The organism is Bradyrhizobium niftali (assembly GCF_004571025.1).
Classification (GTDB): domain Bacteria; phylum Pseudomonadota; class Alphaproteobacteria; order Rhizobiales; family Xanthobacteraceae; genus Bradyrhizobium; species Bradyrhizobium niftali.
The window spans coordinates 13,373-39,413 of sequence record NZ_SPQT01000014.1 but is presented as its reverse complement, the minus strand read 5'-3'; the positions used below and the strand labels follow the sequence as shown (position 1 = coordinate 39,413).

General features: G+C 65.3%; 24 protein-coding genes. 18 read left to right on the top strand and 6 right to left on the bottom strand.

Annotated features, from left to right (window positions below):
• Positions 1 to 286: 286 nt before the first annotated feature.
• Positions 287 to 1,627, bottom strand: a complete 1,341-nt coding sequence (gene ugpB / locus E4K65_RS23175; RefSeq protein ID WP_135176136.1) for a sn-glycerol-3-phosphate ABC transporter substrate-binding protein UgpB — start codon at positions 1,625 to 1,627, stop codon at positions 287 to 289.
• Positions 1,628 to 1,814: 187 nt separating this feature from the next.
• On the opposite strand from ugpB, the gene E4K65_RS23170 reads away from it, so the two are divergent.
• The 10 genes from E4K65_RS23170 (at position 1,815) to E4K65_RS23125 (ending at position 13,328) form a co-directional block, all read left to right on the top strand.
• Positions 1,815 to 2,810 carry a TRAP transporter substrate-binding protein gene (locus E4K65_RS23170; RefSeq protein WP_025576603.1) on the top strand — a complete coding sequence of 332 codons (996 nt, stop codon included), beginning with the start codon at positions 1,815 to 1,817 and terminating at the stop codon, positions 2,808 to 2,810.
• A 6-nt stretch (positions 2,811 to 2,816) separates the two neighbouring features.
• Positions 2,817 to 4,895, top strand: a complete 2,079-nt coding sequence (locus E4K65_RS23165; protein ID WP_025576602.1) for a sensor histidine kinase — start codon at positions 2,817 to 2,819, stop codon at positions 4,893 to 4,895.
• Positions 4,865 to 6,610 (top strand): ATP-binding response regulator, encoded by a 1,746-nt coding sequence (locus E4K65_RS23160; RefSeq protein ID WP_135176135.1) that lies wholly within the window; start codon positions 4,865 to 4,867, stop codon positions 6,608 to 6,610. The genes E4K65_RS23165 and E4K65_RS23160 overlap by 31 nt, the downstream gene beginning before the upstream one ends.
• A 10-nt stretch (positions 6,611 to 6,620) precedes the next feature.
• Positions 6,621 to 7,358, top strand: a complete 738-nt coding sequence (locus E4K65_RS23155) for a response regulator (protein WP_027542256.1) — start codon at positions 6,621 to 6,623, stop codon at positions 7,356 to 7,358.
• A 454-nt stretch (positions 7,359 to 7,812) separates the two neighbouring features.
• Complete coding sequence (locus tag E4K65_RS23150; RefSeq protein WP_027542255.1) at positions 7,813 to 8,424, top strand: sigma-70 family RNA polymerase sigma factor; 612 nt, start codon at positions 7,813 to 7,815, stop codon at positions 8,422 to 8,424.
• Positions 8,425 to 8,830: 406 nt separating this feature from the next.
• The gene (locus E4K65_RS23145; RefSeq protein ID WP_135176134.1) at positions 8,831 to 9,529 is read left to right on the top strand and encodes a cytochrome c biogenesis CcdA family protein; all 699 of its coding nucleotides are present in this window, start codon (positions 8,831 to 8,833) and stop codon (positions 9,527 to 9,529) included.
• Positions 9,530 to 9,559: 30 nt separating this feature from the next.
• Positions 9,560 to 10,123, top strand: a complete 564-nt coding sequence (locus tag E4K65_RS23140; protein ID WP_135176133.1) for a thioredoxin family protein — start codon at positions 9,560 to 9,562, stop codon at positions 10,121 to 10,123.
• Between the two features lie 103 nt (positions 10,124 to 10,226).
• Entirely contained in the window at positions 10,227 to 11,201 is a 975-nt protein-coding gene (locus tag E4K65_RS23135) for a hypothetical protein (RefSeq protein ID WP_167771062.1), read from the top strand.
• Between the two features lie 364 nt (positions 11,202 to 11,565).
• Positions 11,566 to 12,159 carry a L,D-transpeptidase gene (locus E4K65_RS23130; protein WP_135176131.1) on the top strand — a complete coding sequence of 198 codons (594 nt, stop codon included), beginning with the start codon at positions 11,566 to 11,568 and terminating at the stop codon, positions 12,157 to 12,159.
• Between the two features lie 131 nt (positions 12,160 to 12,290).
• The gene (locus tag E4K65_RS23125) at positions 12,291 to 13,328 is read left to right on the top strand and encodes an amino acid ABC transporter substrate-binding protein (RefSeq protein ID WP_027542249.1); all 1,038 of its coding nucleotides are present in this window, start codon (positions 12,291 to 12,293) and stop codon (positions 13,326 to 13,328) included.
• Between the two features lie 391 nt (positions 13,329 to 13,719).
• Here E4K65_RS23125 and E4K65_RS23115 read toward each other — a convergent pair whose 3' ends face one another.
• On the bottom strand, positions 13,720 to 14,859 hold the full coding sequence (locus E4K65_RS23115; protein ID WP_135176130.1) for an acyl-CoA dehydrogenase family protein: 1,140 nt from the start codon (positions 14,857 to 14,859) through the stop codon (positions 13,720 to 13,722).
• Between the two features lie 138 nt (positions 14,860 to 14,997).
• Positions 14,998 to 16,197 (bottom strand): acyl-CoA dehydrogenase family protein, encoded by a 1,200-nt coding sequence (locus E4K65_RS23110; RefSeq protein ID WP_135176129.1) that lies wholly within the window; start codon positions 16,195 to 16,197, stop codon positions 14,998 to 15,000.
• A gap of 137 nt (positions 16,198 to 16,334) precedes the next feature.
• Between E4K65_RS23110 and E4K65_RS23105 the strand changes: the two genes are divergently transcribed.
• Entirely contained in the window at positions 16,335 to 16,880 is a 546-nt protein-coding gene (locus E4K65_RS23105) for a carboxymuconolactone decarboxylase family protein (protein ID WP_135176128.1), read from the top strand.
• Positions 16,881 to 16,970: 90 nt separating this feature from the next.
• On the top strand, positions 16,971 to 17,465 hold the full coding sequence (locus E4K65_RS23100; protein ID WP_011083839.1) for a VOC family protein: 495 nt from the start codon (positions 16,971 to 16,973) through the stop codon (positions 17,463 to 17,465).
• A gap of 130 nt (positions 17,466 to 17,595) precedes the next feature.
• Here E4K65_RS23100 and E4K65_RS23095 read toward each other — a convergent pair whose 3' ends face one another.
• Both E4K65_RS23095 and E4K65_RS23090 read right to left on the bottom strand, forming a co-directional pair.
• The gene (locus tag E4K65_RS23095; protein WP_135176127.1) at positions 17,596 to 18,828 is read right to left on the bottom strand and encodes an MFS transporter; all 1,233 of its coding nucleotides are present in this window, start codon (positions 18,826 to 18,828) and stop codon (positions 17,596 to 17,598) included.
• A 139-nt stretch (positions 18,829 to 18,967) separates the two neighbouring features.
• On the bottom strand, positions 18,968 to 20,215 hold the full coding sequence (locus E4K65_RS23090) for an MFS transporter (protein ID WP_167771061.1): 1,248 nt from the start codon (positions 20,213 to 20,215) through the stop codon (positions 18,968 to 18,970).
• Positions 20,216 to 20,413: 198 nt separating this feature from the next.
• Between E4K65_RS23090 and E4K65_RS23085 the strand changes: the two genes are divergently transcribed.
• On the top strand, positions 20,414 to 22,483 hold the full coding sequence (locus E4K65_RS23085; protein WP_167771060.1) for a prolyl oligopeptidase family serine peptidase: 2,070 nt from the start codon (positions 20,414 to 20,416) through the stop codon (positions 22,481 to 22,483).
• 246 nt (positions 22,484 to 22,729) lie between these two features.
• On the opposite strand, the gene E4K65_RS23080 is transcribed toward E4K65_RS23085, so the two are convergent.
• The gene (locus E4K65_RS23080) at positions 22,730 to 23,401 is read right to left on the bottom strand and encodes a DUF938 domain-containing protein (protein WP_135176124.1); all 672 of its coding nucleotides are present in this window, start codon (positions 23,399 to 23,401) and stop codon (positions 22,730 to 22,732) included.
• 246 nt (positions 23,402 to 23,647) lie between these two features.
• On the opposite strand from E4K65_RS23080, the gene soxX reads away from it, so the two are divergent.
• Genes soxX through E4K65_RS23055 form a run of 5 tightly spaced genes read left to right on the top strand, consistent with a single transcriptional unit; the run spans position 23,648 to position 26,005 of the window.
• Entirely contained in the window at positions 23,648 to 24,001 is a 354-nt protein-coding gene (gene soxX / locus E4K65_RS47420; RefSeq protein ID WP_167771059.1) for a sulfur oxidation c-type cytochrome SoxX, read from the top strand.
• Positions 24,002 to 24,026: 25 nt separating this feature from the next.
• Positions 24,027 to 24,518, top strand: coding sequence for a thiosulfate oxidation carrier protein SoxY (gene soxY / locus E4K65_RS23070; protein WP_135176122.1), 492 nt, complete (start codon positions 24,027 to 24,029; stop codon positions 24,516 to 24,518).
• 10 nt (positions 24,519 to 24,528) lie between these two features.
• The gene (soxZ, locus tag E4K65_RS23065; RefSeq protein WP_135176121.1) at positions 24,529 to 24,840 is read left to right on the top strand and encodes a thiosulfate oxidation carrier complex protein SoxZ; all 312 of its coding nucleotides are present in this window, start codon (positions 24,529 to 24,531) and stop codon (positions 24,838 to 24,840) included.
• Positions 24,840 to 25,703: a sulfur oxidation c-type cytochrome SoxA gene (gene soxA, locus E4K65_RS23060; protein WP_167771058.1), complete on the top strand. Its 864-nt coding sequence runs from the start codon at positions 24,840 to 24,842 to the stop codon at positions 25,701 to 25,703. The genes soxZ and soxA overlap by 1 nt, the downstream gene beginning before the upstream one ends.
• A complete protein-coding gene (locus E4K65_RS23055; RefSeq protein ID WP_135176119.1) occupies positions 25,700 to 26,005 on the top strand; it encodes a hypothetical protein in 306 nt (101 codons plus the stop codon). Before soxA ends, E4K65_RS23055 begins: the two co-directional genes overlap by 4 nt.
• Positions 26,006 to 26,041 lie beyond the last annotated feature (36 nt).

Below are 26,041 nucleotides of genomic sequence, written 5' to 3'. Positions count from 1 at the left end.
AACCTCAAGATTATCGCTGCGCGCCCGCGGCACAAGTGATGTGGCTCACACGGGCGTCACTGTTTCGAGAGCGTGGACCTGCGGCCCGTTGCGCCGCAGATTCGCACGGTCCATCCGGTTGCAAGATGTCGATTGCGTTCGGGGGTGCAGCGAACGTCACGCCCAATGCGCGACCAGCGCCGCGCCTAAAGCGCGATGAGATTGGGATGAATGGTCATCGCGCTTCAGGTTATTACCTGAGCATGATCTTTCCGGAAAACCGCTTCGCACTTTTCCGGATCATGCTCTATCGCTCCGGGCTGGCGCGCTCGAACTGGCGAAGCAGCTTGTTGCCGCGCTCGACCGCGGAATCCAGCGCTCCCTGCGCGCTCTTCTGGCCGGCAAAGGCCTGCTCCAGCTCGTCCTCGATCGCGCCGCGGATCAGCACGAAGGAGCCGAGCCGGATGCCCTTCGAATTCGCCGTCGGCTGATGCAGCGTGATCTCCTCGAACGAGATCGCCGAGCCCGGATTGCGCTCGTAGAAGCCTTGCGCGCGCGTCAGCTCGTAGGCGGCGCGGGTGATCGGCAGATAGCCGGTGTTCTGGTGCCAGGCAGCCTGCACGCCGGGCTGCGACAGATAGGCGAAGAACCGTGCCACGCCCTTGTATTCCGCGCGCGGCCGGTCGCGCAGCACCCACAGCGTGGCGCCGCCGATGATCGAGTTCTGCGGCGCGTCCTTCACCTCGGGCCAGTACGGCATCATGCCGTAGCCGATCTCGAATTTGGAATTCGCCCTGATGTCGGCGCGCGTCGCCGAGGAGCCGATGAAGACGCCGCATTCGCCGTTCTGGAAGCGCGGCTCGGCCGACTGGCCGCGGCCGCCATAGTCGAACAGCTTGGTCTTCTGCCACTCGGCCAACTGGGCGACGTGCTTGACGACGACCGGATTGTTGATGGTCAGCTCGGCATCGAGCCCGGCAAAACCGTTGGTGCGGGTCGCGAGCGGCAGATTGTGGAAGGCCGAGAGATTCTCGATGTGGATCCAGGACGGCCAGGACGTGGTGAAGCCGCAAGGAGCGCCACGGTCGCGCAGGCGCTTTGCGATCGCGCCGAGCTCGGGCCAGGTCTTCGGCGGCGTCTCCGGATCGAGGCCGGCGTCACGGAACATGGTCTTGTTGTAGTAGAGGATCGGCGTCGACGAATTGAACGGGAACGACAGCAGATTGCCGGCCGCATCGGTGTAGTAGCCGGAGACGGCCGGAAGGTAGTCGTTGAGCGAGAACGGCTCGCCCTGGTCCCGCATCAGGCTGAACACCGGATAGATCGCGCCCTTGGCCGCGGTCATGGTCGCGGTGGCGACCTCGTTGACCTGGACGATCGCGGGCTGGCTGCGCGAGCGGAAGGCGAAGATCGCGGCCGTCACCGTCTCGGTGTAGTTGCCCTTGTAAGCGGGCACGATCCGGTAATCGGACTGCGAGGCGTTGAAGTCGGCGGCGAGCCTTTCCAATTGCCGGCCGAGCTCGCCCGACATGGCGTGCCACCACGCGATGTCGGTGGCGGCGTTTGCCTGCGCGGTGAACGTGAAGGCCGCGGCGGCGGCAACGACCTGCAAACAGCGCAATGCTGAAATCACGATGGCCCTTTCCATGTCGCGCGGCAAAAGGCGACCCTGTCCTGCTTACGGCGCGGCATTTCCAGTTTCAACCGGGAATGAGGGCCGGCCGCGCCGCACAATCACCCCGCGGGGCCGGGCGGGATGGCCTTCCCTCAACCATCTGCTAGATTGCATTGAACCTTTTGGTCCTGCCATAGACTCCACCACTGAGGGGTTGAGTGTGCCAGTGTTGAACCGTGCCGAACTCTCACGGACCGGGGTGGGTTTCGTTGCGCTTTTGATCGCCATCTGCGCGACGAGCGCCGTTGCGCGCGAATTTCGCGCCGCCGACACCCAGACCGAGAATTACCCGACCGTCCAGGCGCTGCGCTACATGGGCGCGCTGATCGCCGAGCGCACCGGCGGCCGGCACGAGATCAAGGTGTTCCACTCCCGCCAGCTCGGTGAGGAAAAGGAGACCATCGAGCAGACCCGGGCCGGCGCGATCGATCTCAACCGGACCAATGTGGCCCTGATCGGCAATTTCGTTCCGGCGATGAACGTGCTCGCCATGCCGTTCCTATTCCGGTCCATCGAGCACATGCAGAAGGTGCTGGACGGGCCGATCGGCAGCGAGATCCTGAACAGCTTCGAGCCCTACGGTTTCGTCGGGCTCGCCTTCTACGATTCCGGCGCGCGGTCGATCTACAACGGCGTCCGCCCGGTGACGAACGTCGCAGACCTCCGGGGCCTGCGGATCCGGGTGCAGCAGTCGGAGTTGATGAGCGAGATGATTCGCTCACTCGGCGCCGAGCCGGTCGAGATGCCCTATGGGCAGGTGCTCGCCGGACTTGCCAATCATCTGATCGACGGCGCCGAAAACAACTGGCCATCTTTCGTGACGACGGACCATTACAAACATGCCGGCTACCTCGCACTCACCGAGCACACGATGAGCCCCGAAGTGCTGGTGATCTCGCTCAAGGCCTGGCGCAGCCTCTCGGCGGACGACCAGACCATCTTCAGGGAGGCCGCGCAGCGCTCCAGCCGCTTCATGCGCGAGAAATGGCGCGACCTCGAGGAGCAGTCGCAGCGCAAGGCCGAGGAAGCGGGCGTCCGTATCGTCAGGGATATCGACCGCAAGCCGTTCGAGGACGCGATGGCGGCGATCTACGCCAAGGCCGGGCGCGATCCCGCCGCGGCCGCACTGATCGAACGCATTCGCAAGGTGGAGTGAGCCCTCTTGGCCGCGCCTGGACACAGCGAGCACGCAGACAGGCCGCCGGGCCCGCTCGGGCGGCTGCGCGCGCGCCTGGTCGGCGCGCTCCGCGCAGTGCCGATCCGCTGGCGCATCCTGTCGATCGCGGCGCTGAACTCCGCCGTGGTGGTGGTGCTGGTGGCGCTGATCTGGAACGGATCGCAGGTGCTGGGCTCGGCCTGGGACGACGTCCGCCAGGTGCGCGAATCCGACCGGATCCTGGCGCTGCTCGAAAGCGAGACCGGGCGGCTGCACAATCTGATCCACCGCTACATCAACCAGCCGAGCCCGGACCTGTTCGCCGAGATCCTGCTGCTGCGCGAGGCGGTGCTGGGCACCCTGACCAACCGCGCCGCCAAGGACCCGATGCTGTCAGGCTCGGTCGAGGAGCTGGAGCGCACCACCGACCGCTTCCTCAACGGTTTTGGCGAGCTGCGCAGCGTCCAGGCCACCATCGCCAAGACCTACGAGGAGCAGGTGCAGGGCCCGGCCAGGGACATGGCGGGCCTGTATTCCATCATCGAAGGCGCCACCGGCCATCGCGACGCGCTGATCTGGCCCTCGCTCGGCAAGTCGCGCGAGGCCTTCACCGCGATGCTGGTCGCGGCCAATTCCTACTATCTGTCGCTGTCGTCAGGCGCGGCCGACGACGCGCGCCGCAACACCGAGACGATCGAGAAGACCATTCCCGTGATGATCGACCTCGCCGACAACGACCTGCAGCGGATGGCGCTCCAAAAGCTTGCGGCCCGCACCATGGCGCTGCGCGAGGGTTTTGCAAAACTCTCCGAGCAGCTGACGAGCCGCACCGAGCTGCTGCGCAACACCATCGACGCCAGCCAGGCCGAGGCGATCGGCGCCATCGACGACCTCTCCACCAAGATGCGCCAGCGCGAGCAGAAGGCGCAGGAGACGTTCGACCGCACGCTGGCGGATATTTCACGGCGCGTGCTGTCGATCGCGGTGATCTTCCTCGGCATCATCCTCACCGCCGGCGTGCTGATCGCATTGTCGATCCGCCTGCCGCTGCAGCAGATCATGGCGGCGATGCGCGCGATCATGCTCGGGGACCTCGGCCGCGAGGTGCAGGGCACGCGCGCGCGAGACGAGGTCGGAGCCATGGCACGCGCGGTCGAAGTGTTCCGCGAGAACGCGATCGCGAAGCGCGAGACCGAGGACGAGCTGCGTGCCTCCAAGGAAAAGGCCGAGAGCGCGCTGCTCGAGCTCAACGCCGCGCAGCAGAATCTGATCGACGCCGAGCGGCTCGCAGCGCTCGGCGGCCTCGTCGCCGGCGTCGCGCACGAGGTCAACAACCCGATCGGTATCAGCCTCACGGTCGCGTCCAGCTTTGCCAGGCGCAGCGATATCTTCGAGGCCCAGCTCAAGGGCGAGGGCGGCCTGCGCCGCTCGCAGCTCGAGGAGTTCGTGCAGGCCTCGCGCGATGCCTCGCAGCAGCTCGTCGCCAACCTCCAGCGCGCCGGCGAGCTGATCCAGTCGTTCAAGCAGGTCGCGGTGGACCGCTCGCATGCCGAGCGGCGGCAGTTCAGCTTGAGCGAGGCCACCGACCAGATCATCGCCAGCCTACGCCCGGTGCTGAAGCGTTCGCCGATCACGCTCCAGGTCGACGTGCCCGAGGGGCTGCTGCTCGACGGCTATCCCGGCTCCTACGGCCAGATCCTGACCAATCTCTTCCTTAACGCAGCCAACCACGCCTTCGCCGACGGGCGCGCCGGTACGATCACGATCTCGGCGCGGCCGCGCGGGACCGACGATATCGAGATCATCTTCACCGATGACGGGGCCGGCATGACCCCGGACGTGCAGCGCCAGGCCTTTGACCCATTCTTTACCACCCGGCGCAATGAAGGTGGTACGGGACTTGGCCTCCATATCGTCTATAACCTCGTCACCCAGCAGCTCGGCGGACGGATGATGCTGGAATCCAAGCTGGGACAAGGCACCACTTTTCGCATTATCATGCCCCGGGTCGCCAAGGGCGGCGCGCAAAGCACAGAGACTGACGGGACTTCTCAATGGCCGAACAGGACGATGTCCTCCACCTGATCGACGACACCGGTACCGCGTCGGAGGACACGGACGCCCGGAAATGGAAGATCGCCGTCATCGACGACGATCCGGCCGTGCATGACGGCACCCGCTTCGCGCTGTCCGATTACAGCCTCAACGGCCAGGGCCTGGAGATCCTCTCCGCCTATTCCGCGGCCGAAGGTCGCAAGCTGATGGCCGCGCACAGCGACATCGCCGCGGTGCTGCTCGACGTCATCATGGAGACCGACGTCGCCGGCCTCGAGCTGGTCGAGTTCATCCGCAACGAGATCAGGAACGAGACCGTGCGCATCATCCTGCGCACCGGCCAGCCCGGCCAGGCGCCGGAGCGGCGCGTGATCGTGCAGTACGACATCAACGACTACAAGGCCAAGACCGAGCTTACCGCCGACAAGCTGTTCACCTCGCTGACCGCGGCGCTGCGCTCCTATCAGCAGCTCGAGCGCATGGTGCAGACGCGCCGCGGCCTCGAGATCATCATCGACGCGGCCTCGACGCTGTACGACTTCAAGTCGATGCAGCGGCTCGCCGAGGGCGTGCTGACCCAGCTCGCCTCCCTGCTCAATGTCGATTGCGCCGGCATACTGGTCCTGCGCGACAATGGCGGCCTCGACCCCGAGCTCTCGGTGCTCGCCGGCAGCGGCTGCTACAGCCGCTTCATCGGCACCACGACGTCGAAGGCGCTCGACCCCGATCTGCGCGAGATGGTTGAGGCCGCCTTCCAGCGCCGCAAGAACGAATTCGCCGACCACCGCAGCGTGATCTACTTGCGCACCGGAAGCGGCCGCGAGGTCGTGGTGCTGCTCCAGGCCGAGCGCGAGCTGTCCGAGACCGACCGCTCGCTAGTCGAGATCTTCTCCAGCCGGCTCTCGATCGCCTTCGACAACGTCATCCTCTATCAGCAGCTCCAGGACGCCAACACGCAGCTGGAAGACCGCGTCGCCCAGCGCACCCGCGCCCTGATGCAGGCCAACCGCCGCCTCTCGGCGCAATGGCTGCGGCTGCAGCGCGCCAACGGCTTCAAGAACGAGATTCTGGGCACCGTCGCGCACGATCTGAAGAATCCGCTCGGCGTCATCCTCGGCCGCACCGAGATGCTGAAGGAGCTGATCTCGACCGGCGCCTCGTCCAGCGGCGTGGTCGCCCAGGTCGATCACATCCGCGACGCCACCAAGCGCCTGACCACTATGGTCGACCACCTGATCTCGGACGCGATGGCGGATGCCTTCGACATCACCATCCGCCGCGAGCCGGTCGACGTCGCCGCCCTGGTCAAGGAGGTCGCCGACGCCAACCAGCCGCTCGCCGTGAACAAGCAGCAGGCGATCAGCGTCGCCGCGCCGTCCAACATCGTCACCATGTGCGACACCGACCGCATCCGCGAGGCGATCGACAACCTCATCAGCAACGCCATCAAATACTCACCGATCGGCGGCAGGATCAGCGTGGCCGTCACCCATGAGGGGAGCGACACCATGGTCCGCGTCAGCGACGAGGGCGCCGGCCTGTCGCCGGAGGATCTTGGCCGCCTGTTCGGCCGGTTCCAGCGGCTGTCGGCAAAACCGACCGCCGGCGAGAGCTCGACGGGGCTTGGGCTTTCCATCGTCAAGCGTATTATCGACATGCATGGCGGCGAGGTGACCGCCGAAAGCGACGGCCCCGGCAAGGGCTCGACCTTCACCATCACCCTTCCTGCGACCGAACTGCCGTGACTTAGAGACCATGACACAAAGCCAGCACATCATGATCGTGGACGACGAGGCCCCGGCCCGGGAGATGGTCGGCGATTACCTCAAGATGCACGGCTTCACCGTGACGCTGTGCGACGGCGGCAAGTCGTTGCGCGCCGCGATCGACGGCGGCATGCCCGATCTCGTCGTGCTCGACCTCAACATGCCCGAGGAAGACGGGCTGTCGATCATCCGCGACCTCAAGAGCCGCATCAACGTGCCGGTGATCATGCTGACGGCGACCGCGAGCCCGATCGACCGCGTCGTCGGCCTCGAGCTCGGCGCCGACGATTACGTCGCCAAGCCCTGCGAGCTGCGCGAGCTGATGGCGCGCATCCGCTCGGTGCTGCGCAGAAGCGTGCCGGCCAAGGCCGCGGCGCCGGAAGCTGCGGCTGCAAAATCGGACAAGGACCAGCTCGTCCGCTTCGGCACCAAATGGCTCGACCTCGAAGCCCAGGCGCTGCGCGACGACGAGGGCAACGAGCATCCGCTGACCGCATCCGAGTTCGGGCTGCTCAAGGTGTTCGCGGCCAATCCGAAACGCGTGCTGTCGCGCGAGCGCCTGCTCGAACTGGCCAATGCGCGCGACGCCGAGGCGTTCGACCGCGCCGTCGACCTGCGCATCATGCGCATCCGCCGCAAGATCGAGCCCGACCCGACAAAACCCGCTGTGATCCGCACCATCCGCGGCGGCGGCTATCTGTTCTCGCCGGCCGGCGAGAAGGCGTAGGGGGCGCCTTACCCACGGTGTCGTCCCGGCGAAGGCCGAGACCCATACCGCGTGATCCATCCACGAGTGCAGGTGCCAGCATCGCGGGAAGACTCTTCACTGCTCACTGCCAGTCTTCGCCAAGCCACGTCCTGGGGCGATGGGTCCCGGCCCCCCGTGCGCAATTGCGCACTAGGCCGGGACGACATCGATTGGGGCTCGACCGAACGCAAAAGCCCGAAATACGTTCCCGGCGCCTCCGTCCGTCTCCAAATCCCCACCCCCGTATTTTCCGTACATTGAAATTACACGATTTTTTACCCCGAATGTTTCGTCGCTCCCTGGCCGACGAAACAATTTGACGGCGCACGAAACCATTTTCCGCTTTTCGTGCAGACGTCCCGAAACGTTGGCTCATTAACAGTTTGATCCAAGGAAACGCCGCTCGGTTGCGGCGCTACGGGGAGCCAAGTCTATGCGGAACGTCATCGCCATCAACGCCCAGGCCAGCCAGAGCATCATCGCCGCTCAGGCGACTTCGGACGATATGCTTCTGGAGAGCATTGCCGACGGCAACCGGACGTCGATGCACATCCTCTATTGCCGGCACAATGTGCGGGTTTACCGTTTCATCCTCCGTATCGTGCGCGATGCCACCACGGCGGAAGATCTGGTCAGCCAGGTGTTTTTGGACGTGTGGCGGACCGCCGGCCAGTTCCAAGGCCGCTCGCAGGTCTCGACCTGGCTGCTGTCGATCGCCCGCTTCAAGGCGCTGACCGCGATGCGCCAGCGCCGCTTCGAGGACATCGACCAGGAAGACGTGCGCCAGATTCCCGACGATTGCGATACGCCGGAGACCTCGCTCGACCGCAGCGACACCAGCGCCATCCTGCGCGCCTGCGTGCAGAAACTGTCGCCCGCGCATCGCGAGATCATCACCCTCGTCTACTACCATGAGAAGTCGGTGGAGGAGGTCGGCCAGATCATCGGCATCCCCCAGAGCACGGTGAAGACGCGGATGTTCTACGCCCGCAAGCAGCTGGCCGATTTGCTTAAGGGCTGCGGCGTGGACCGCTTCGCCGCCTGAAAGCTCATGATTTCAAAGGGATAGGACCGGTTTATCGGCCCTATTCCCGGACACGGAAGTGTTACCACGGACGAAACAATTGAAACAAAGCACAACATCAGGCGGAAAAACTTCCCTCCTATAAAGCTCTCATACGATTTTGCTTAAACCTCCCAAGACCTCTAGCGACCCGGACGGGATGCCCCCCTCCGGGTCGTTTTGTGTTTGGGGGTGCCGGGTCCAAACATGGGCTCGGTGCACCTCTCGGCTTGAGTGAGGGCGGCACGCTCATTCCCTCCCCCGCAAGGGGGGAGGGAGCGCGCCGACATCGGGGCGAGCAGCGTTGTCCGTCACGAAGGCGTGACGCCACGTAACGACTGATACATCCATCCCGAACTGCTCTCGTGACCGCCTTCACGAGTGCCCCATGTTCGACCTGATCTTCGCCGTCCTTGCCGGCATCCTCACCATCGCCGCGCCGTGCACGCTGCCGATGCTGCCTATCCTGCTCGGCGCCTCGATCGGGCGCGCGGGACATTTGCGCCCTGCGATGATCGCGCTCGGCTTCGTCATGTCGTTCTCCGCGACCGCACTGCTGCTCGGCGCGATCACGCGGCTGTTCGACTTCGATCCGAACGTGCTGCGCGAGGCCGCATCGATCCTGCTGCTCGGCTTCGGCCTCTTGATGCTGTGGCCGGCGCCGTTCGAATGGCTGTCGATCCGGCTCAATGGCTGGCTCGATCTCGGCGCTTCCAGCGCCGTGCAACGCGAGGGCGCGCTTGGCGGGCTCATCCTCGGCACCACGCTCGGCCTGGTCTGGACGCCCTGCGCGGGGCCTGTGCTCGGCTCGATCCTGACGCTGGTGGCGACGTCGAAGAATCTTGCCTGGGCCAGCACGCTGCTGGTCGCCTACGCCATCGGCGCGGCGATCCCGATGCTCGCGATCGCCTATGGCGGACAGGCCGCGACCACGCGCGTGCGCAGCCTCGCGCGCATCTCGCCGCGCCTGCAGCAGGGTTTTGGCGTCGTCGTGATCGGCTTCGCGCTCGCCGCTTATTTCCAATACGACACGCTGATCGTGGCGTGGCTCACCGGATTCTATCCCACCGGCCAGATCGGCCTGTGATCGCTTCGCATCGCAACGGAGGACGCTTCCATGACCTTGAAACTGCTCGCCGTATCCGCCGCCCTGATCGGCATGGCCGTGACAGGCGCCGTCATCCCCGGCATCTGCGACGAGGCCGCGCGCGCCACACCTGTCGTCACCGCCGCCGCCAGCCAGCAGACCGCGCCCGACTTCACCGGGATCAGCACTTGGTTCAACTCGAAGCCGCTCAGCATCGCCGATCTCCGCGGCAAGGTCGTGCTGGTCGACTTCTGGACCTATGGCTGCGTCAACTGCGTCAACACGCTGCCGCACGTCACCGACCTCTACGCAAAATACAAGGACAAGGGCCTGGTGGTGGTCGGCGTGCACACGCCGGAATTCCCGTTCGAGCGCTCGGCCTCCAATGTGCAGGCCGCCCTGAAGCGTCACGGCATCACCTATCCGGTGGCGCAGGATAACGATTCGAAGACCTGGAATGCCTACAGCAACCAGTATTGGCCGGCGCAATACATCATCGACCAGACCGGCAAGATCGTGTTCCAGCACGCAGGCGAAGGCCGCTACGACGAGATCGACCGCACCGTCGGCCGATTGCTCAACGCCAGCAGCTGATGCGGCACGGACATCGCGCGGCTGGTTACGCCTGACGGCCTTGTTGCTTGACTCCACGGACCCGTCCGTGGAGGTTCGCAACCGACGCAATCAGCCGCCCGCAATGGACGACGCGACCACCAGCAACGACATTCGCCTTCGTGAAGGCTCCTCGATCGCGCAGCGGCTGGTCGTGGCCGGCTCTGCGGCGGCCGTTGCGCTCTGCTTCACGCCCGGCCTGTTCACGCACGACACCCTGGAAGTGATCATCTCCGTGATCGCGCTGCTGCTGGGAGCGGCGTTCATCGGCGGCGTCATGCTGGCGCCGGCGGTGGTGTGGATCATCACGCCCGACGAGATCCTGATCGGGCAACAGCGCCCGTTCGGCAAACTCCGCACGCGGATCGTCGCGAAAGACGACATCACGGGATTGCAGGTTCTGGGCAACAAGGCGGCCAAGGCCCGCTTCCAGCTCGCGTTCGCGCTGGCCTCGGGGGAACGCCTGACGTCCCCACCGATCTCCGATGTCACGCATGTTCGCGACACCGTGGCCCGGATCGCCGCGCAATTCAACGTTCCCGACGTCGAGGCGCCAAGCAATCCGCTCGATGCCAGCAATCCCGAGATGCGTCTCGGCGAGCCCCTCGAGCCGTTTGCCGCACGGGACATCCGGATCGTTGCACTGATCGCCGTTGCACTGTCTGCCGTTCCCTACGCCTACAAGCTCTGGCGCGGGCTGTCGCCCAGCCACGTCGATATCCTGCTGCTGCCGATCGGCGCGATCGCCGCGTTCGCCGTCTACCGATACGCCAACCTCGTGACCGGCGCCTTCTGGGTCGTCCGGCAAGCGGATATCCGCGTCGAGCGCCTGTGGGGCGACGGCAGCTTGCGCGCCGACCACATCGAGGGGCGCGAGGTGAAGGCGATCACCGTCGAGCGCCGCGGCCGGTCCGAGGACGAGCACTGCATCGTGGTGATCCGGCTGCACTCCGGACGGAGGTTTCGCAGCCCCCGCATCGGCTCGCGGCTCGAGGCCCGCGCCGTGGCAGCCGAGATCGTGCGGCGGCTCGGGATCGCGCCGGAGAGCAACCGGATTTAGCTCTCCCCGCGCGCGACGGCGCGATCGCATACGAAAAGGGGGCTGACAAGTCGCCTGCAGCCATCCTTCGAGACGCCCGCCTGCGGCGGGCCCTCAGGATGAGGGACAGGGCACGCGGCAGCAATTTGACCGGCACCGATGCGTCTTAGCCTCATCCTGAGCGGGAGAGGGAGCGGACCGACCTCGCGGCCGTCATCTAGGCTTTTCGCGCCATCCCCTGTTTGTGGCATTGCCGTGGGCCCGTCAAAAAAGCAAAGCATTCTCGTGACATACCAGCCGGGTGCGCCATCAACTTGCCATGAACATGCCCCTGAGATTTGATGGCTTTGAATGATTTGCGCTGTGGCAGCGGGGAGAGCTTGAAATGACGGATTTTCGTCGCCTGACCGGGATATTTGCGGCTGCGATCGGCCTCGCCCTGTCGATGCCCCAGGCCTTCGCCCAGCAGCCCGACCGCGGCGACGAGCCGGGCCTGATCGCCGACGACGGCTACCAGCTCGATCAGGAATGGCAGAAGCAGGTGGTCTATTTCCGCACCACCGAATCGCCGGGCACCATCATCATCTCGACCGCCGAGCGTCACCTTTACCTGGTGCAGCCGGGCGGGCGCGCGATCCGCTACGGCATTGGCGTCGGCCGCGACGGCTTCCAGTGGCAGGGGCTGGTGAACATCACCAACAAGAAGGAGTGGCCGGACTGGACGCCGCCGCCGGAGATGATCCAGCGCCAGCCCTATCTGCCGCGCTTCATGGCCGGCGGCCCCGGCAATCCGCTCGGGGCGCGCGCCATGTATCTCGGCACCACCGTCTACCGCATCCATGGCACCAACCGTCCCGACACGATCGGCACCAAGGTGTCCTCGGGCTGCTTCCGTCTCGTCAACAACGACGTCGCCGATCTCTACGATCGCGTCCCCGTCGGCACCAAGGTGGTCATCCGGCAGAAGCCCGAACTCTAAGCTTATCGTTTGGGCATGATCTTTCCGGAAAACCGCTTCGCACTTTGCGCTAACGCGGCCCTCCGGGTCCGGATCATGCTCTCCTTCCTCGCCTAAATTCCTTTCCCCGATTATTTCGAGAGAGAGACATCATGCGCACATTTCGAGGCGGCCTGCTGATCGGGCTCGCGGTCGCCGTGCTGGTCGGCGTGCTCGCCGTCATCTACGAGTTCTACGACACCCGCACCCTGAAGCGCACGGTTCGCCGCGGCGAGGTGCTGTGCGGCGTCAACAAGGGCCTGCCGGGCTTCTCGATCCCCGACGACAAGGGCAACTGGACCGGCTTCGACGTGGATTTCTGCCGCGCGGTGGCGGCGGCGATCTTCAACGATCCGGCCAAGGCGAAGTTCGTCGCGCTCGACGCCAGCGAGCGCTTCAAGGAATTGCAGAGCCGGAAGGTCGACATCCTCTCGCGCAACTCGACCTGGAGCATGGCGCGTGAGCTCGACTACGACCTCTATTTCCCCGCCGTCGCCTATTACGACGGCGCGGGCTTCATGCTGCCGCGTGCGCGGAACAAGGAGACGTCACTGGACCTGACCGGCAGCAAGGTCTGCGTGCAGTCCGGGACCACGACGGCGCTCAACGTCGCCGATTACTTCCGCGCCAACAACATGAAGTATGAAGAGGTGAAGTTCGACAAGCTGGACGACGTGGTGAAGGCCTACGACACCGGCAAGTGCGACACGCTCTCCGCCGACGTCTCCCAGCTCTATGCGCTCAGGCTGAACCTCGGCAAGCCCGGCGACCACATGATCCTGCCGGACATGATCTCCAAGGAGCCGCTCGCGCCCGTCGTGCGCCAGCGCGACGACGACTGGATGATGATCGTGAAGTGGACGCTCTACGCGATGATCAACGCCGAAGAGCTCGGCGTCTCCTCGGAGAACATCGACGAGGCCCTGAAGTCGAAGAAGCCGGAAGTGATGCGGCTGGTCGGCACCGAAGGCAATTACGGCGAGCAGCTCGGCCTCACCAAGGACTGGGTCGTCCGCATCATCCGCAACGTCGGCAATTACGGCGAGATGTACGAGCGCAATATCGGCGAGAAGTCGAAGCTGAAGATCCCGCGCGGCATGAACCAGCTGTGGAACGCGGGTGGCGTGCAGTACGCGCCGCCGATGCGGTAACGGCGGTCTCACTGCCGTCATTGCGAGGAGCAAAGCGACGAAGCAATCCAGAGTCCCTCCGCGGTGACGGTCTGGATTGCTTCGCTGCGCTCGCAATGAGGAGATTGGGGCAGGCGCTCTCAACAATCTCAACTGTCATCGCCCGCGAAAGCGGGCGATCCAGTATTCCGAGACGGTTGTGATCGACCGCGAGGCCGCGGCGTACTGGGTCGCCCGGTCAAGCCGGGCGACGACACCGTCTTTGTTGCTGACAAACCGCCCTCTCCCCTCATCCCGAGGAGCGCGCCCTGCGCGCGTCTCGAAGGATGAAAGGCCGAGATGCAGCAGCGGGGGCCTTCATGGTTCGAGACGCCGCGCAAGCGCGCGGCTCCTCACCATGAGGGGTTAGGGCTCAATACCCCCGCGCCCGCGCCAGCTGCTCGGTGTGGTAGTTCGCATCCCCGAACAGTTCCTCGCACACCCGCGCGCGCTTCATGAAGAAGCCGATGTCGAACTGGTCGGTCATGCCCATGCCGCCATGCATCTGCACGCCCTCCTGCACCGCGCGTGTGGCGGTGGTGCCGGCGCGGGCCTTGGCCACGGCGACGCTTGATGCGGCCTTGGCAACGTCCGCATCCAACGCCTGCAGCGCCTTCATCACCGCGGCGCGGGTGATCTCGATGTCGACATAGAGCTCGGCGGCACGGTGCTGGAGCGCCTGGAATTCGCCGATCAGCTTGCCGAACTGCTTGCGGCTCTTCAGATACTCGACGGTGCGGCCGAACACCTCGTCGCTCAGGCCGACCATCTCGGCGGCGACCGCGCCGCGGCCGATATCGAGCACGCCGTCGAGCAGGCCGGCGGCCTGATCGACCTCGCCGAGCACGCTGTCGGCGTTGACCTCGACATTGGCAAGCTCGATCCGCGCCGCGTTGTGCGCATCGACCATGATGGTGCGCTCGACCGCGACGCCCTTGGCTTTGGGGTTGACCAGGAACAGCGTCAAGCCGTCACGCTCGCCGGCCGAGCCCGCGGTGCGCGCGGCAACGATGAGGAGATCGGCGACGTGGCCGTCGACGACCAGGGCCTTGGCACCGGAGAGCTTGAAGCCGTTGCCGGCGCGCACGGCCTGGAGGCTGGTCTGGAGCGGACGATGCTTGGCGCCCTCGTCGATCGCGAGCGTCGCCAGCAGCGAGCCGTTCGAGATCTTCGGCAGGAACTCCGACTTCTGCGCGGCATTGCCGCCGCGGTTCAGCGCCGAGGCCGCGACCACGCTGGTGGCGAGGAAGGGCGAGGGCATCAAGGTGCGGCCGATCTCCTCCATCACGATCCCGGCCTCGACGAAGCCGAGACCTGAGCCGCCGAACTCTTCCGGCACCAGCAGGCCGGCAAAACCCATCTCGGCGAAGGAATGCCAGAACTCCTTGGAGAAGCCGGTGGGATCCTTGCTATCGCGCAAGTGGCGCAGATGCGACACCGGCGCCTTGTCGCTGATCAGCCCGCGCGCAGAGTCGCGGAGCATCGATTGTTCTTCGGTGAGGACGAGGGCCATGGTGGGTTCCAACAAAGTTCTGTTCGACTGGATTCGGTGTTGACCCTCGTGGTGAGGAGGCGCGTAGCGCCGTCTCGAACCACGAGGCCATCCTTCGAGACGCGGCCTTACGGCCGCTCCTCAGGATGAGGACTTTTGCTAGGCCCCCGGCAGATCGAGGATGCGCTTGGCGACGATGCCCAGCATCACCTCCGTCGTGCCGCCTTCGATCGAGTTGGCCTTGGTGCGCAGCCAGGCGCGCGGGCGGGCGCCCTGCTTCGAGCGCTCGCTCTCCCATTCCAGCGCATCGACGCCGCCGGCCGACATCAGGATCTCGTAGCGGCGCTTGTTGAGCTCGGTGCCGTAATATTTCATCGCGGACGAGAACGCCGGATGCGCCTGCCCCGCCTTGGCGAGATCGACGGCGCGCTCGGCGCAGGCGGCGAGGGCGGCTTCATCGACATCGAAGCTCGCGATCTTCCCGCGCAGCATGGAGTCATCGAGCTTGCCTTGCGCATCGGTGCCGACGGAATCGGCTGCGATCTGACCGAGCGGACGGCCGACGCCGCGCTCGCCCATGCCCGAGATCATCGCGCGTTCGTGCTGGAGCAGATATTTCGCGACGTCCCAGCCGCGGTTGACAGTGCCGACCACATGCGATTTCGGCACACGGACGCCGTCGAAGAAGGTCTCGCAGAACGGCGAATAGCCGGAAATCAAAAGGATCGGCTTGGTCGTCACGCCCTTCGAGGTCATGTCGAACAGGATGAAGCTGATGCCGTCGTGCTTCTTCGCCGCGGGATCGGTACGGACGAGGCAGAATATCCAGTCGGCATAGTTGGCGTAGGACGTCCAGATCTTCGAGCCGGTGATGACGAAATCATCGCCGTCGCTCTCCGCGCGGGTCTGGAGCGAGGCAAGGTCCGAGCCGGCGTTCGGCTCGGAATAGCCCTGGCACCAGCGGATCAAGCCAGCTGCGATATTTGGCAGATGCTCCTTCTTCTGCGCCTCGTTGCCGTATTTGAGCAGCGCCGGGCCAAGCATCCAGATGCCGAAGCTCGACAGCGGCGGCCGCGCGCCGATTCTTCCCATCTCCGCGCGCAGCACCTTGTGCTCGGCGGCGCTCAATCCGCCGCCGCCATATTCCTTCGGCCAATCCGGCACAGTCCAGCCCTTGTCGCGCATGCGCTCGAACCAGATGCGCTGCGGCTCGGACGAGAATTTTGCGTTGCGCCCGCCCCAGAACACGTCGGCGTCCGAGGTTGCGGGCTTGCGCATTTCCGGCGGACAATTGGCTTCCAGCCAGGCACGCGTCTCAGCGCGGAATGTTTCGAGATCGGCGGTTTCAGAATCGCTCATGGGTCGTTTCCATCAATCAAAATCGACTTGTTGTCACGGACTCTGGGCCATCGCCTCGTGGAATTCAACCACTTCCGCAGGCGCGTTCGGCTATAGTCGCCGCCACGGCGGTGCTTGAAAACAAAGAGGAAAAGAGAATGCGCCTGACACTTCTTTCGCCTGGCGAAATGAACGAGAGCCAGCGGCAGACCTATGACGAGTCGATTGCCGGCAAGCGCGGCAAGCCGCCGGCGCCGATGATGGCCTGGCTCAACAGCCCGGAGATGGCCCGCCACGCCACGCGGCTCGGCGAGGTCCTGCGCTTCGACACGATATTCCCCGCCAAGCTCTCGGAGATCGCGATCCTGGTGACGGCGCGGCACTGGACCGCGCGTTACGAATGGTACGCGCACAAGCGCCTGGCGCTCCAGGGCGGCATGGATCCAAAAATCATCGACGCGATCCGCGACCGTCGCACGCCTGACTTCGACGATCCCAAGGCCAAGATGATCTACGACGTCGCGAAGTCGCTGCATGAAGGCCACGGCGTCGAGAAGGGCCTCTATGACGAGGCAGTGAAGCTGCTCGGCGAGCGCGGTGTGGTCGAGGTGATCGGGCTGTGCGGCTACTACACGCTGGTGTCGATGACGCTGAACACGTTCGAGTTCGGGCTGCCCGAGGGCGAGGTACCGGAGCTGGCTTAGTTTCCTATTCGGAAACGATGGGTTTCGGGATGGGCCCGTAGCACTGTCCCGGGGCCCGACCTATCTGGGGTTGATCAACGGAGCATTGCCATGTCGCAGAACCCAGCCGTCCATGCCGGCACCCGGATCGGCCACGTCCATCTCAAGGTCGCCGACCTCGATCGCGCGCTCGGCTTCTATTGCGGCGTGCTCGGCTTCGAGCTGATGCAGCGCATGGGCTCGGGCGCGGCCTTCATCTCGGCCGGCGGCTATCATCACCACATCGGGCTCAACACCTGGGAGAGCAAGGGCGGCTCGCCGCCTCCGCCGGGCACGACCGGGCTCTTTCACACCGCGATCCTCTATCCGACACGGCCGGCGCTGGCGGATGCGCTGCACCGGGTGCTCTCCGCCGGCATCGCGCTCGACGGCGCCAGCGACCACGGCGTCAGCGAGGCGCTTTACCTGCGCGATCCCGATCAGAACGGCGTCGAGCTGTACTGGGATCGGCCCAGGGAGCAATGGCCGTTCGGGCCGGACGGCAAGCTGGCAATGATTACGAAGCGGCTGGATGTCGAGGCGTTGTTACGGCAGCGCGAGGCGTGAGCTCCGCTCTCTCCTCTCGTCATTGCGAGCGTTGCGAAGCAATCCAGGGTCTTTCCGCGGAAACAGTCTGGATTGCTTCGTCGCAAGGGCTCCTCGCAATGACGGAGTATGCTGAAGCGCCGTCGCGCCTCTATGACGTCTTCGCGCTGCGCCCCCGCACCATGATCAGCGCAGCAGCCACCACCTCCAGCGCGATGCAGAGATAGAACGGCATCGCGTACCCGCCGGAGAAATCGCGCAGGAAGCCGACGACGCCGGGGCCGAACGCGTAGGTCACCTGGTTGATCGCGGTGTTGAGGCTGATCAGCACGCCGAACGAGGCGGAATCGAACTCCTGCTGCACGATCAACGACGGCAGCGTGATGAGGTTGCCGACCGAGAAGCCGAACACCGCGCAGGCCGCGATCAGCACATAGTCGTTGTGCAGGTTGATGACGACGAGGAGCGCCGCGGCCTGGCTCAGGAACGACAGCGCCGAGGCGAGACGCTGGTTGAGGCGGTCGATCACCATCGAGAACAGCACGCGGCCGACCACCGCCATCGCCGTCAGCACCGCAACCGCCACGGCCGCGCGCTCGCGGCCGATCACGGGGTCGAGGAACGAGATCAGGTGCACGATGAAGCCGACTTGCGCGAACAGCACCAAAGCAAAGGCAATGGTCACCGTGAGGAAGCCGACGTCCCGCAGCGCCCGTGCGCGGATCTGCGTTGACGATTGCGGCTTCGCCTTCGCCGCCGCATGCCAGCCGTGAAGATCGGGCGGCCGTCCGACGACAAGCAGGATCACCGGCACGAGCAGCACCAGCATGGCGCCTGATGTGGCGTACATCGCGGTCGCGAATCCGACATGGCTGATCATGGTCACCAGCAGCGGCACGCCGACGATGCCGCCGAAGCTGGCGCCGTTCAGCGCGAGGCTGATCGCCATGCCGCGCCTGTGGTCGAACCACAGGCTGATCGTGTTGGTGATCATGGCGAGACTGGTGCCGGCCCAGCCGAAGGCGAGCACGGCGTTGGCGAGATAAAGCTGCCAGGGCTCGCGCACCGCGCCGATCGCGACTGCCGCGGCGGCCATCGCCAGCGTGCCCGCGATCAGGCAGAGGCGCGGGCCGTATTTTCTGACGGCCTCGCCGACGAAGACGACGAGCAGTGCGCCGAACAGATAGAAGAACGTCGTGCCTGAGGAGATCAGCGAGGCCGGCCAGCCCCGCGCACGCTGGAGCTCGGCAACATAGACGCTCTGGCCGTAGAAGCCTAACCCCCAGCCGAAGGTCGCGAGCAGAAAGCACACCGCGACGATGCGCCAGCCTTCGTAGCGAAGCGAGGATTCGTCAACGGTGAGATGTCGAGGGTTGTCGAGCATTCGCGCTTCTCCTTCGCATCCCCCGCAAGCGCCTGGTTTCACGCTCGCCTGTTCATGACGAGCATCATGTAACAACGCGGCTCCCGAAAATCACTTCGACCGCGATCGAACTATCAACGCTGCTGACAGCCTCCCGCCATCAGACCGCGTCCGGGAACTCGCCCATGGCCGCTTCCAGCTGCGCCTTGCGGCGGCGCGCCCAGGAGACCAGCGAGAGCACGGCAAGCCCCAGCACGACCGGCGGAAACACCACCATGTTCACCGCGGACCAGCCGTAATTGGCGAGCAATTGCCCTGACGAGAACGAGCCGATCGCCATCATGCCGAACACCAGGAAATCGTTGAAGGCCTGCACCTTGTTGCGCTCCTGCGGCCGGTGCGTCTCCAGCACCAGAGCGGACGCGCCGATGAAGGAGAAATTCCAGCCGACACCGAGCACGATCAGCGTGGCCCAGAAGTGCATCGCGGTGATGCCGGAGAGACCGATGGTGGCCGCGCCGGCCTCGAGCAGCAGGCCGGCGGCGACGATCTTCGGCGCGCCGAAACGCGCGATCAGCGCGCCCGTGAAGAAGCTCGGGCCATACATGGCGACGATGTGCCATTGAATGCCGAAATTGGAATCGCTGACGCTGAGGCCGCAGAGCTTCATGGCGAGCGGCGCCGAGGTCATCACCAGGTTCATCATGGGATAGGCGATGACGCCGCACAGCGCCGCCGCGATGAAGCGCGGCTGGGTCACGATCGTCATCAGCGGCCGGCCGCCATGCAGATCGGCCGGCGCCGGCTTCGGCATGTCGACGCCGGCGACGATGCCCATGGCGACCAGCGCCACCGCCGCCTGCACCAGGAAGCTGAAGGCGAACAGATAAGGCTGCCAGACATCCATGGTCCACTGCACGAGCTGCGGACCGAGCACGCCGGCGAACACGCCGCCCGCCATCACCCAGGACACCGCTTTCGGCCGGTAGGCCGCGCTGGCACCGTCGGCGGCGGCGAAGCGATAGGACTGCGCCACCGCGCCGTAGAGACCGCCGAGGAAGGTCGCAACACAAAACAGCGCGAACGAGCCGCGCAGGATGGCGAACGAGCCGAGCAGGCCGGTGAGCGCGCCCAGACCGGTGCCGATGACGAAGGCGGCGCGGCGGCCGAAGCGGCGCGAGATCGCACCGGTCGGCAACGTGCCGGCGGCAAGGCCCACCACATACATCGAGATCGGCACGGTCGCGAACGACATGTCGGGCGCGAGCGTGGCGCCGACGATCGCACCGGTGGCGAAGATGACCGCCGAGTTGGCGCCGGTCAGCGCCTGCGCGGCTGCAAGGCGCACCACATTGGCACGCACGCGAGCGTCGGCAGCGATCTCATTGGCTGAAGTCACGTCTAGCATCGGCATTTCCGCCCCAAGGGGCTTTCGAGGAGCCTTGTTGATTCCCGGCACTATGGAGGGGCGCGGGAGGGCGGGCAACCGGCGCAAACGGGCGCAGGCCATGCCTCTGACGCAATCGGGCAGATGATAGCGGGCTGCGCTCTTGACGGCTTGCGCTCGATCAAATCCTATCCGCCGCGATTTTCGGGAGTTTCGTTCATGACCGTCGACGACAGGCCCACGCCCAGCGCTCCCGACGACGATCCCTGGCTGTGGCTGGAGGAGATCGAAGGCAAGCAGGCGCTCGATTTCGTGGAGCGGCAGAACAGCCTGACGCTCGCCGCGTTCGGCGGAGCGGCCTTCGCGCGCGATCGCGATATCCTCGCGGCGATCTACGACCGGAAGGACAACATCCCCTATGTCAGCCGGCGCGGCGACGACCTGCACAATCTCTGGAAGGACGCCACCAACCCGCGCGGCCTGTGGCGGCGAACCAATCTGGCGGAGTTTCGAAAAGCGAGCCCGGCATGGGAAACCATGCTTGATATCGACCAGCTCGCGGCGAGCGAAAGCGAGGACTGGCTGCTGAGCGGGATCGCCACGATGCCGGGACACTCGCGGGCGATTCTGAGCCTGTCGCGCGGCGGCAGCGACGCCGTCACCTTGCGGGAATTCGACGTCGCGACGAAGCGCTTCGTGGCGGACGGCTTTACGCTGCCGGAAGCCAAGGGCGGCGTTGACTGGCTCGATCAGGACACGCTGCTGCTGTCGAGCGCCCATGGCGAGGGCATGGCGACTGCTTCCGGATATTCGCGGACCGTTCGCCTGTGGCGGCGCGGCCAGCCCGTCGATCAGGCGCAAATCATCATCGAGACCACCGCCGATCACATGGCGATGTCAGGCATGGCCGACGACACCGGATCAGCGCCGCGGGTCTGGATCGTGGACCAGATCGACTTTTTCAATCGCGCGATCTGGCTGCGCGATGCGGCCGGCACGACGACGAAGCTCGACCTGCCGACCGGCGTCTGGATGCAGGCGCATGGCGACTGGTTCGCGATGAAGCTGCGCAAGGACTGGTCGGCCGGAGGCCGAAGCTTTGCCACGGACACCGTGCTCGGCATCTCGCTCTCGGCGTTCATCGCCGGCAGCCGCGATTTCGTGGTCCTGTTCGAGCCCGGCCCGCGGCGCGCATTGCAGGGCCTGTTCTGGGCGGGCGGCAAGCTGGTGCTGTCGATCCTCGACGAGCTCAAGCCGCAATTCGAGATCTGCACGCCGTCCGCCGCGGGCTGGAGCTCCGCCACACTCGGCGGCCTTCCGCAGATCGGCGTCGTCGACATCTGGCCGCTCGACCGTCATCCGTCCGAGAGCAATGGCGACCTGCTCGCCAACGTGCAGGATCCGCTCACCCCGCCCTCGCTGCTGCTCATCGAACGCGGCGTCGCAAGCCCGACGGTGCTGAAGCAGGCGCCGAAGACGTTCACCGCCGACGGCCTCGTGGTCACCCAGCACGAGGCGATCTCGATCGACGGCGAGCGCATTCCCTATGTGCAGACCGGTCCGGCCAAAGAGACCGGCGATGCGCCGGTCTATATGAGCGCCTATGGCGGCTTCGCCGTCGCGGTGAAGCCGTATTACAACGCCTCGCTCGGCAAGCTGTGGCTGGAGCGCGGCGGCACGACGGTGCAGGCGAATTTGCGCGGCGGCGGCGAATTCGGCACGCGCTGGCACGATGCCGGCCGGCTCGCCGGCAAGAAGCTGTCGCATGACGATTTTGCCGCCGTTGCCGCCGATCTCGTCCGCCGCGGCGTGACGAGCGCGAAGCGCATCGCGGCGCAAGGCGGCTCGAACGGCGGCATCCTCATCACCAACATGCTGGTGCGATACCCCGAGCGCTTCGGCGCGCTGTTCTGCACCATCCCGCTGATCGACATGCGCCGCTACACCAAGCTGCTCGCGGGCGCGAGCTGGATCGCGGAATATGGCGACCCCGACAAGCCCGAGGAGTGGGAGTGGCTGAAGGCCTACTCCGCCTATCACACCGCAAAGCCCGGCCAGCCCTATCCGCCGATCCTGATCGCCACCACGCGGCGCGACGACCGCGTCCATCCCGGCCACGCCCGCAAGATGGCGGCAAAACTCCAGGCGATGGGCTACGAGGCCTGGTTCTACGAGCCGGCGGCAGGCGGCCACGGCTACGGCAAGGACAACAAGGAGCGCGCCGGCTTCGAAGTGCTGGGCTTCCGGTTCTTGAAGGAGAAGATCGGGTGGCGGGACGGCGAGGCGTGATTGCGCTGCCTCTTCGAACTCAGCATCACCACGTGAGGCGGGCCCCGCTCTCTCATTCCCTCCCCCCTTGCGGGGGAGGGGCAGGGAGAGGGGTTTCCCACGGGGACTCTCTCGATTTGCGCGCCCAGTACAGTTGCTGAAGGATAGACCGCTTCCTGGGCCACCCCTCTCCCCCGCCCTCCCCCGCAAGGGGGGGAGGGAGCGCACCATTTTCCTGGCTATTGTCCGGATCTCATCGCGCTCAACTCAGCGCGAAAACACCAGCGTCAGATTGTTCGCAGGCATCTCGATCGTATCGATCAGGCCAAGGCCTGTGCCTCGCGCCAGCGTCTCGACATCGCCGATGTCGCGCACGCCCCAGTCGGGATTGCCTTCGCGCAAGGAGGTGTCGAACACGGCGTTGCTGAGCGCGGTGTGCTTGCCGTCGCGCTTGAACGGGCCGTAGAGGAACAGCTTGCCGTCGGCGCGCAGATAGCGGCCGGCGCCGGCGAACAGGCCCTCGGCCACGGTCCACGGCGCGATATGGATGACGTTGGCGCAGAACACGGCGGCGAGGTTGGTCGGCCCCTGCCCGCTTCGCATCTCCGGACACCAGCCGGGATCGGAGAGATCGATCCGCAACGGCGAGCGGATGTTTGGCAGGCCCGAATGGACGCGCCAGGCCTCGATGCTCTTCACGTGCCGCTGGTTGAGGTCGCTCGGCCACCAGACCAGATCGGGCGTATGGCGGGCGAAATGGACCACGTGCTGGCCGGTTCCGCTGCCGACCTCGACCACGTTGCCGGTGCTGCCTGCCAGATGCTTCTCCAGCGCCGCCCAGAGCGGCTCGTGATTGCGATGGAATGCCGGCGCATCGAGCCGCCCATCGGACTCAACCCGTCCGCCGTCCTTGCCAAATTCGACGACATATTCAGCCAAATGAGGTCCCCTTGAAAAAACGAGAACACGATGAAAACGGGATGGGCGCCCAAACGCCCTCGAAACAGCCGGCCCGCACCCACGAGCCAATCCGCCGAACAAATAATCTCTTTAGTTGCAATGCGGAAGATATTAACTCCATTTTGCCGCGTGCATAGTCTTGATTGTCAGGCGATGCCCTTTGTGCTTTGGAACGCTGCTATTTCCGCGATCGAGACCATCGCCATAACGCCTCGGAATGACGCCTTGACCGCCTTTTCCCGGACGCCTGCCCTGCTCCTCCTGCTGGCCTTCGCCACCGGCCTCGCCAGCCCGGCGCGGGCGCAATCCGCCGTGGCCGAGGGCCGGAAGCTCGCCTTCGACCGCGGCAAGGGCAATTGCCTGACCTGCCACGTCATCAAGGGCGGCGACCTGCCGGGAACGATCGGCCCGGAGCTGAAGGACCTCAAGGCAAAATACCCCGATCGCAACGAGCTGGTCGCGATCATCTTCGACGAGACCAAGCGCAATCCGCAGACCATGATGCCGCCGTTCGGCCGGAACCGGATTTTGACCGACCAGGAGATCAGCGCGATCGTTGATTTCCTGCAAACCCTGTGACTTCAGGCACGCCAGGAGAGCTCAGATGACCACGACCACCGGCCCTCATCCGACGCGGCGCCTGATCCTTCAGGGCGCGGCCGGCGTCGCGCTGCTCGGCCTCGGCAATCTGCCGTTCGGCGCGGCTCCCGCGCGCGCCGCGGCCAACGACAAATATCCGGAAGAGGCGTTCAAGCTGAAGAACGAGGCGGACGCCATCAAGGCGCTCTACGGCAAAACCGTCGAGCCCTCCGACAAGGTCAAGCTGGATGCGCCGGAGATCGCCGAGAATGGCGGCGTGGTGCCGATCTCGGTGACGACGACGCTCGACAAGGTGACCTCGATCTCGTTCTTCGTGGCCGAGAACCCGAACGCGCTCGCGGCGTCCTACAGGATTCCCGATGGCACGCTGCCTGCTGTCGCCAACCGGCTGAAGATGGCCAAGACTACCAACGTGACCGCGATCGTGGAAGCCGACGGCAAGCTCTACAGCGCGACCAAGGAAGTCAAAGTCACCGTCGGCGGCTGCGGCGGCTAAGGAGATCGACATGGCATCCAGCATTCGCGTCCGCTCAACATCCAACGGCGACATCACCGAGGTGCAGGCGCTGATCCAGCACCCCATGGACACCGGCCTGGTCAAGGATTCCAAGGGCGAGGTGATCCCAGCGCATTTCATCCAGCAGCTGAAGTTCGAATGTAACGGCAAGGACGTCTTCGTCGCCGATTGGGGCACCGCGGTCTCCAAGGATCCCTACGTCAAGTTCAGCTTCAAGGGCGCCAAGAAGGGCGACGACCTCAAGATCTCCTGGACCGACAACAAGGGCGGGTCGGACACGACGACCGCGAAGATCGCGTGATGAAGGCCCGGTCTGCCCTCCTGCTTGGCTCGTTGAGCGCCACGCTTGTCGCGTTCGCCCTCACCTCTCCACGTGTGATCGCTGCCGACAAGGTCGATCCCGTTGCCGACGCAAAGGCGTTCCAGAATTTCTACTTCCAGAAATTTCCCGATGTGAAGCACGAGGATTTCGTCAACGGTCCTTATTCCATGAACGAGGACATGAAGCGGCAGTGGCAGGAGAAGGAAGAATTCCCGCCTTACGAATTCGCGCTCGACGCCGGCAAGGAAATGTTCGCCACCCCGTTCAAGAACGGCAAGACCTATGCCGACTGCTTTCCGAATGGCGGCATCGGCATCCGCCAGAACTATCCTTACTTCGACACGAAGGAAGGCAAGGTCGTCACGCTGGAGCTCGCGCTCAACCGCTGCCGCGAGGCCAATGGCGAAGCGCCCTATTCCTACGTCAAGGACGAGATGGCCTCGCTGACCGCCTATATGGCCTTCACCTCGCGCGGCAAGCCGATGGACATCAAGATCCCCGACGATCCCCGCGCGCTCGCCGCGTTCGAGAACGGCAAGCGCTATTTCTACACAAGGCGCGGCCAGATGAATTTCTCCTGCGCGAGCTGCCATGTGCAGAGCCCGGGCGAGCGCATCCGCGCCGAGATTTTGGCGCCGGCGCTCGGCATTCTGAACGCGATGCCGATCTACCGCTCCGAATGGAGCGGCATGGGCACGACCAGCCGCCGCTTCGTCACCTGCAACAGCCAGACCCGGGCGGTTCCGCTGGAGCCGCAGGCGGATGAATATCGCGACGTCGAATATTTCCTCTCCTACGTCGCCAATGGCCTGCCGATATCAGGGCCGGGAGCGCGGCCATGAAGCGGTCACTTCCTCTCGCCATGCTGCTCGCCCTCAGCCTCGCGCCAGCGGCGCGCGCGGCAAATGAGGCGGATTACAAGGCGGCCTATGCCGCCGCCGAAGCCGCCTCCAAGGAGGCAGCCGGCATGCGCAATCAGTGGACCGTGACCGTCTCGACGCTGGCGGCGGCGAAGAAGGCGGCCGACGGCGGTGATTTCGACCGCGCCGTGGCCGCCGCCCAGGAGGCCGAGGCGCTGGCGAAGGCGTCGATCTTCCAGGCCACGTCCGAAAAAGACGCCTGGAAGGCGATGGAAATCCGCTAGACTGGACCTCAACTGAACTGCCGATGAGGCGCGGAG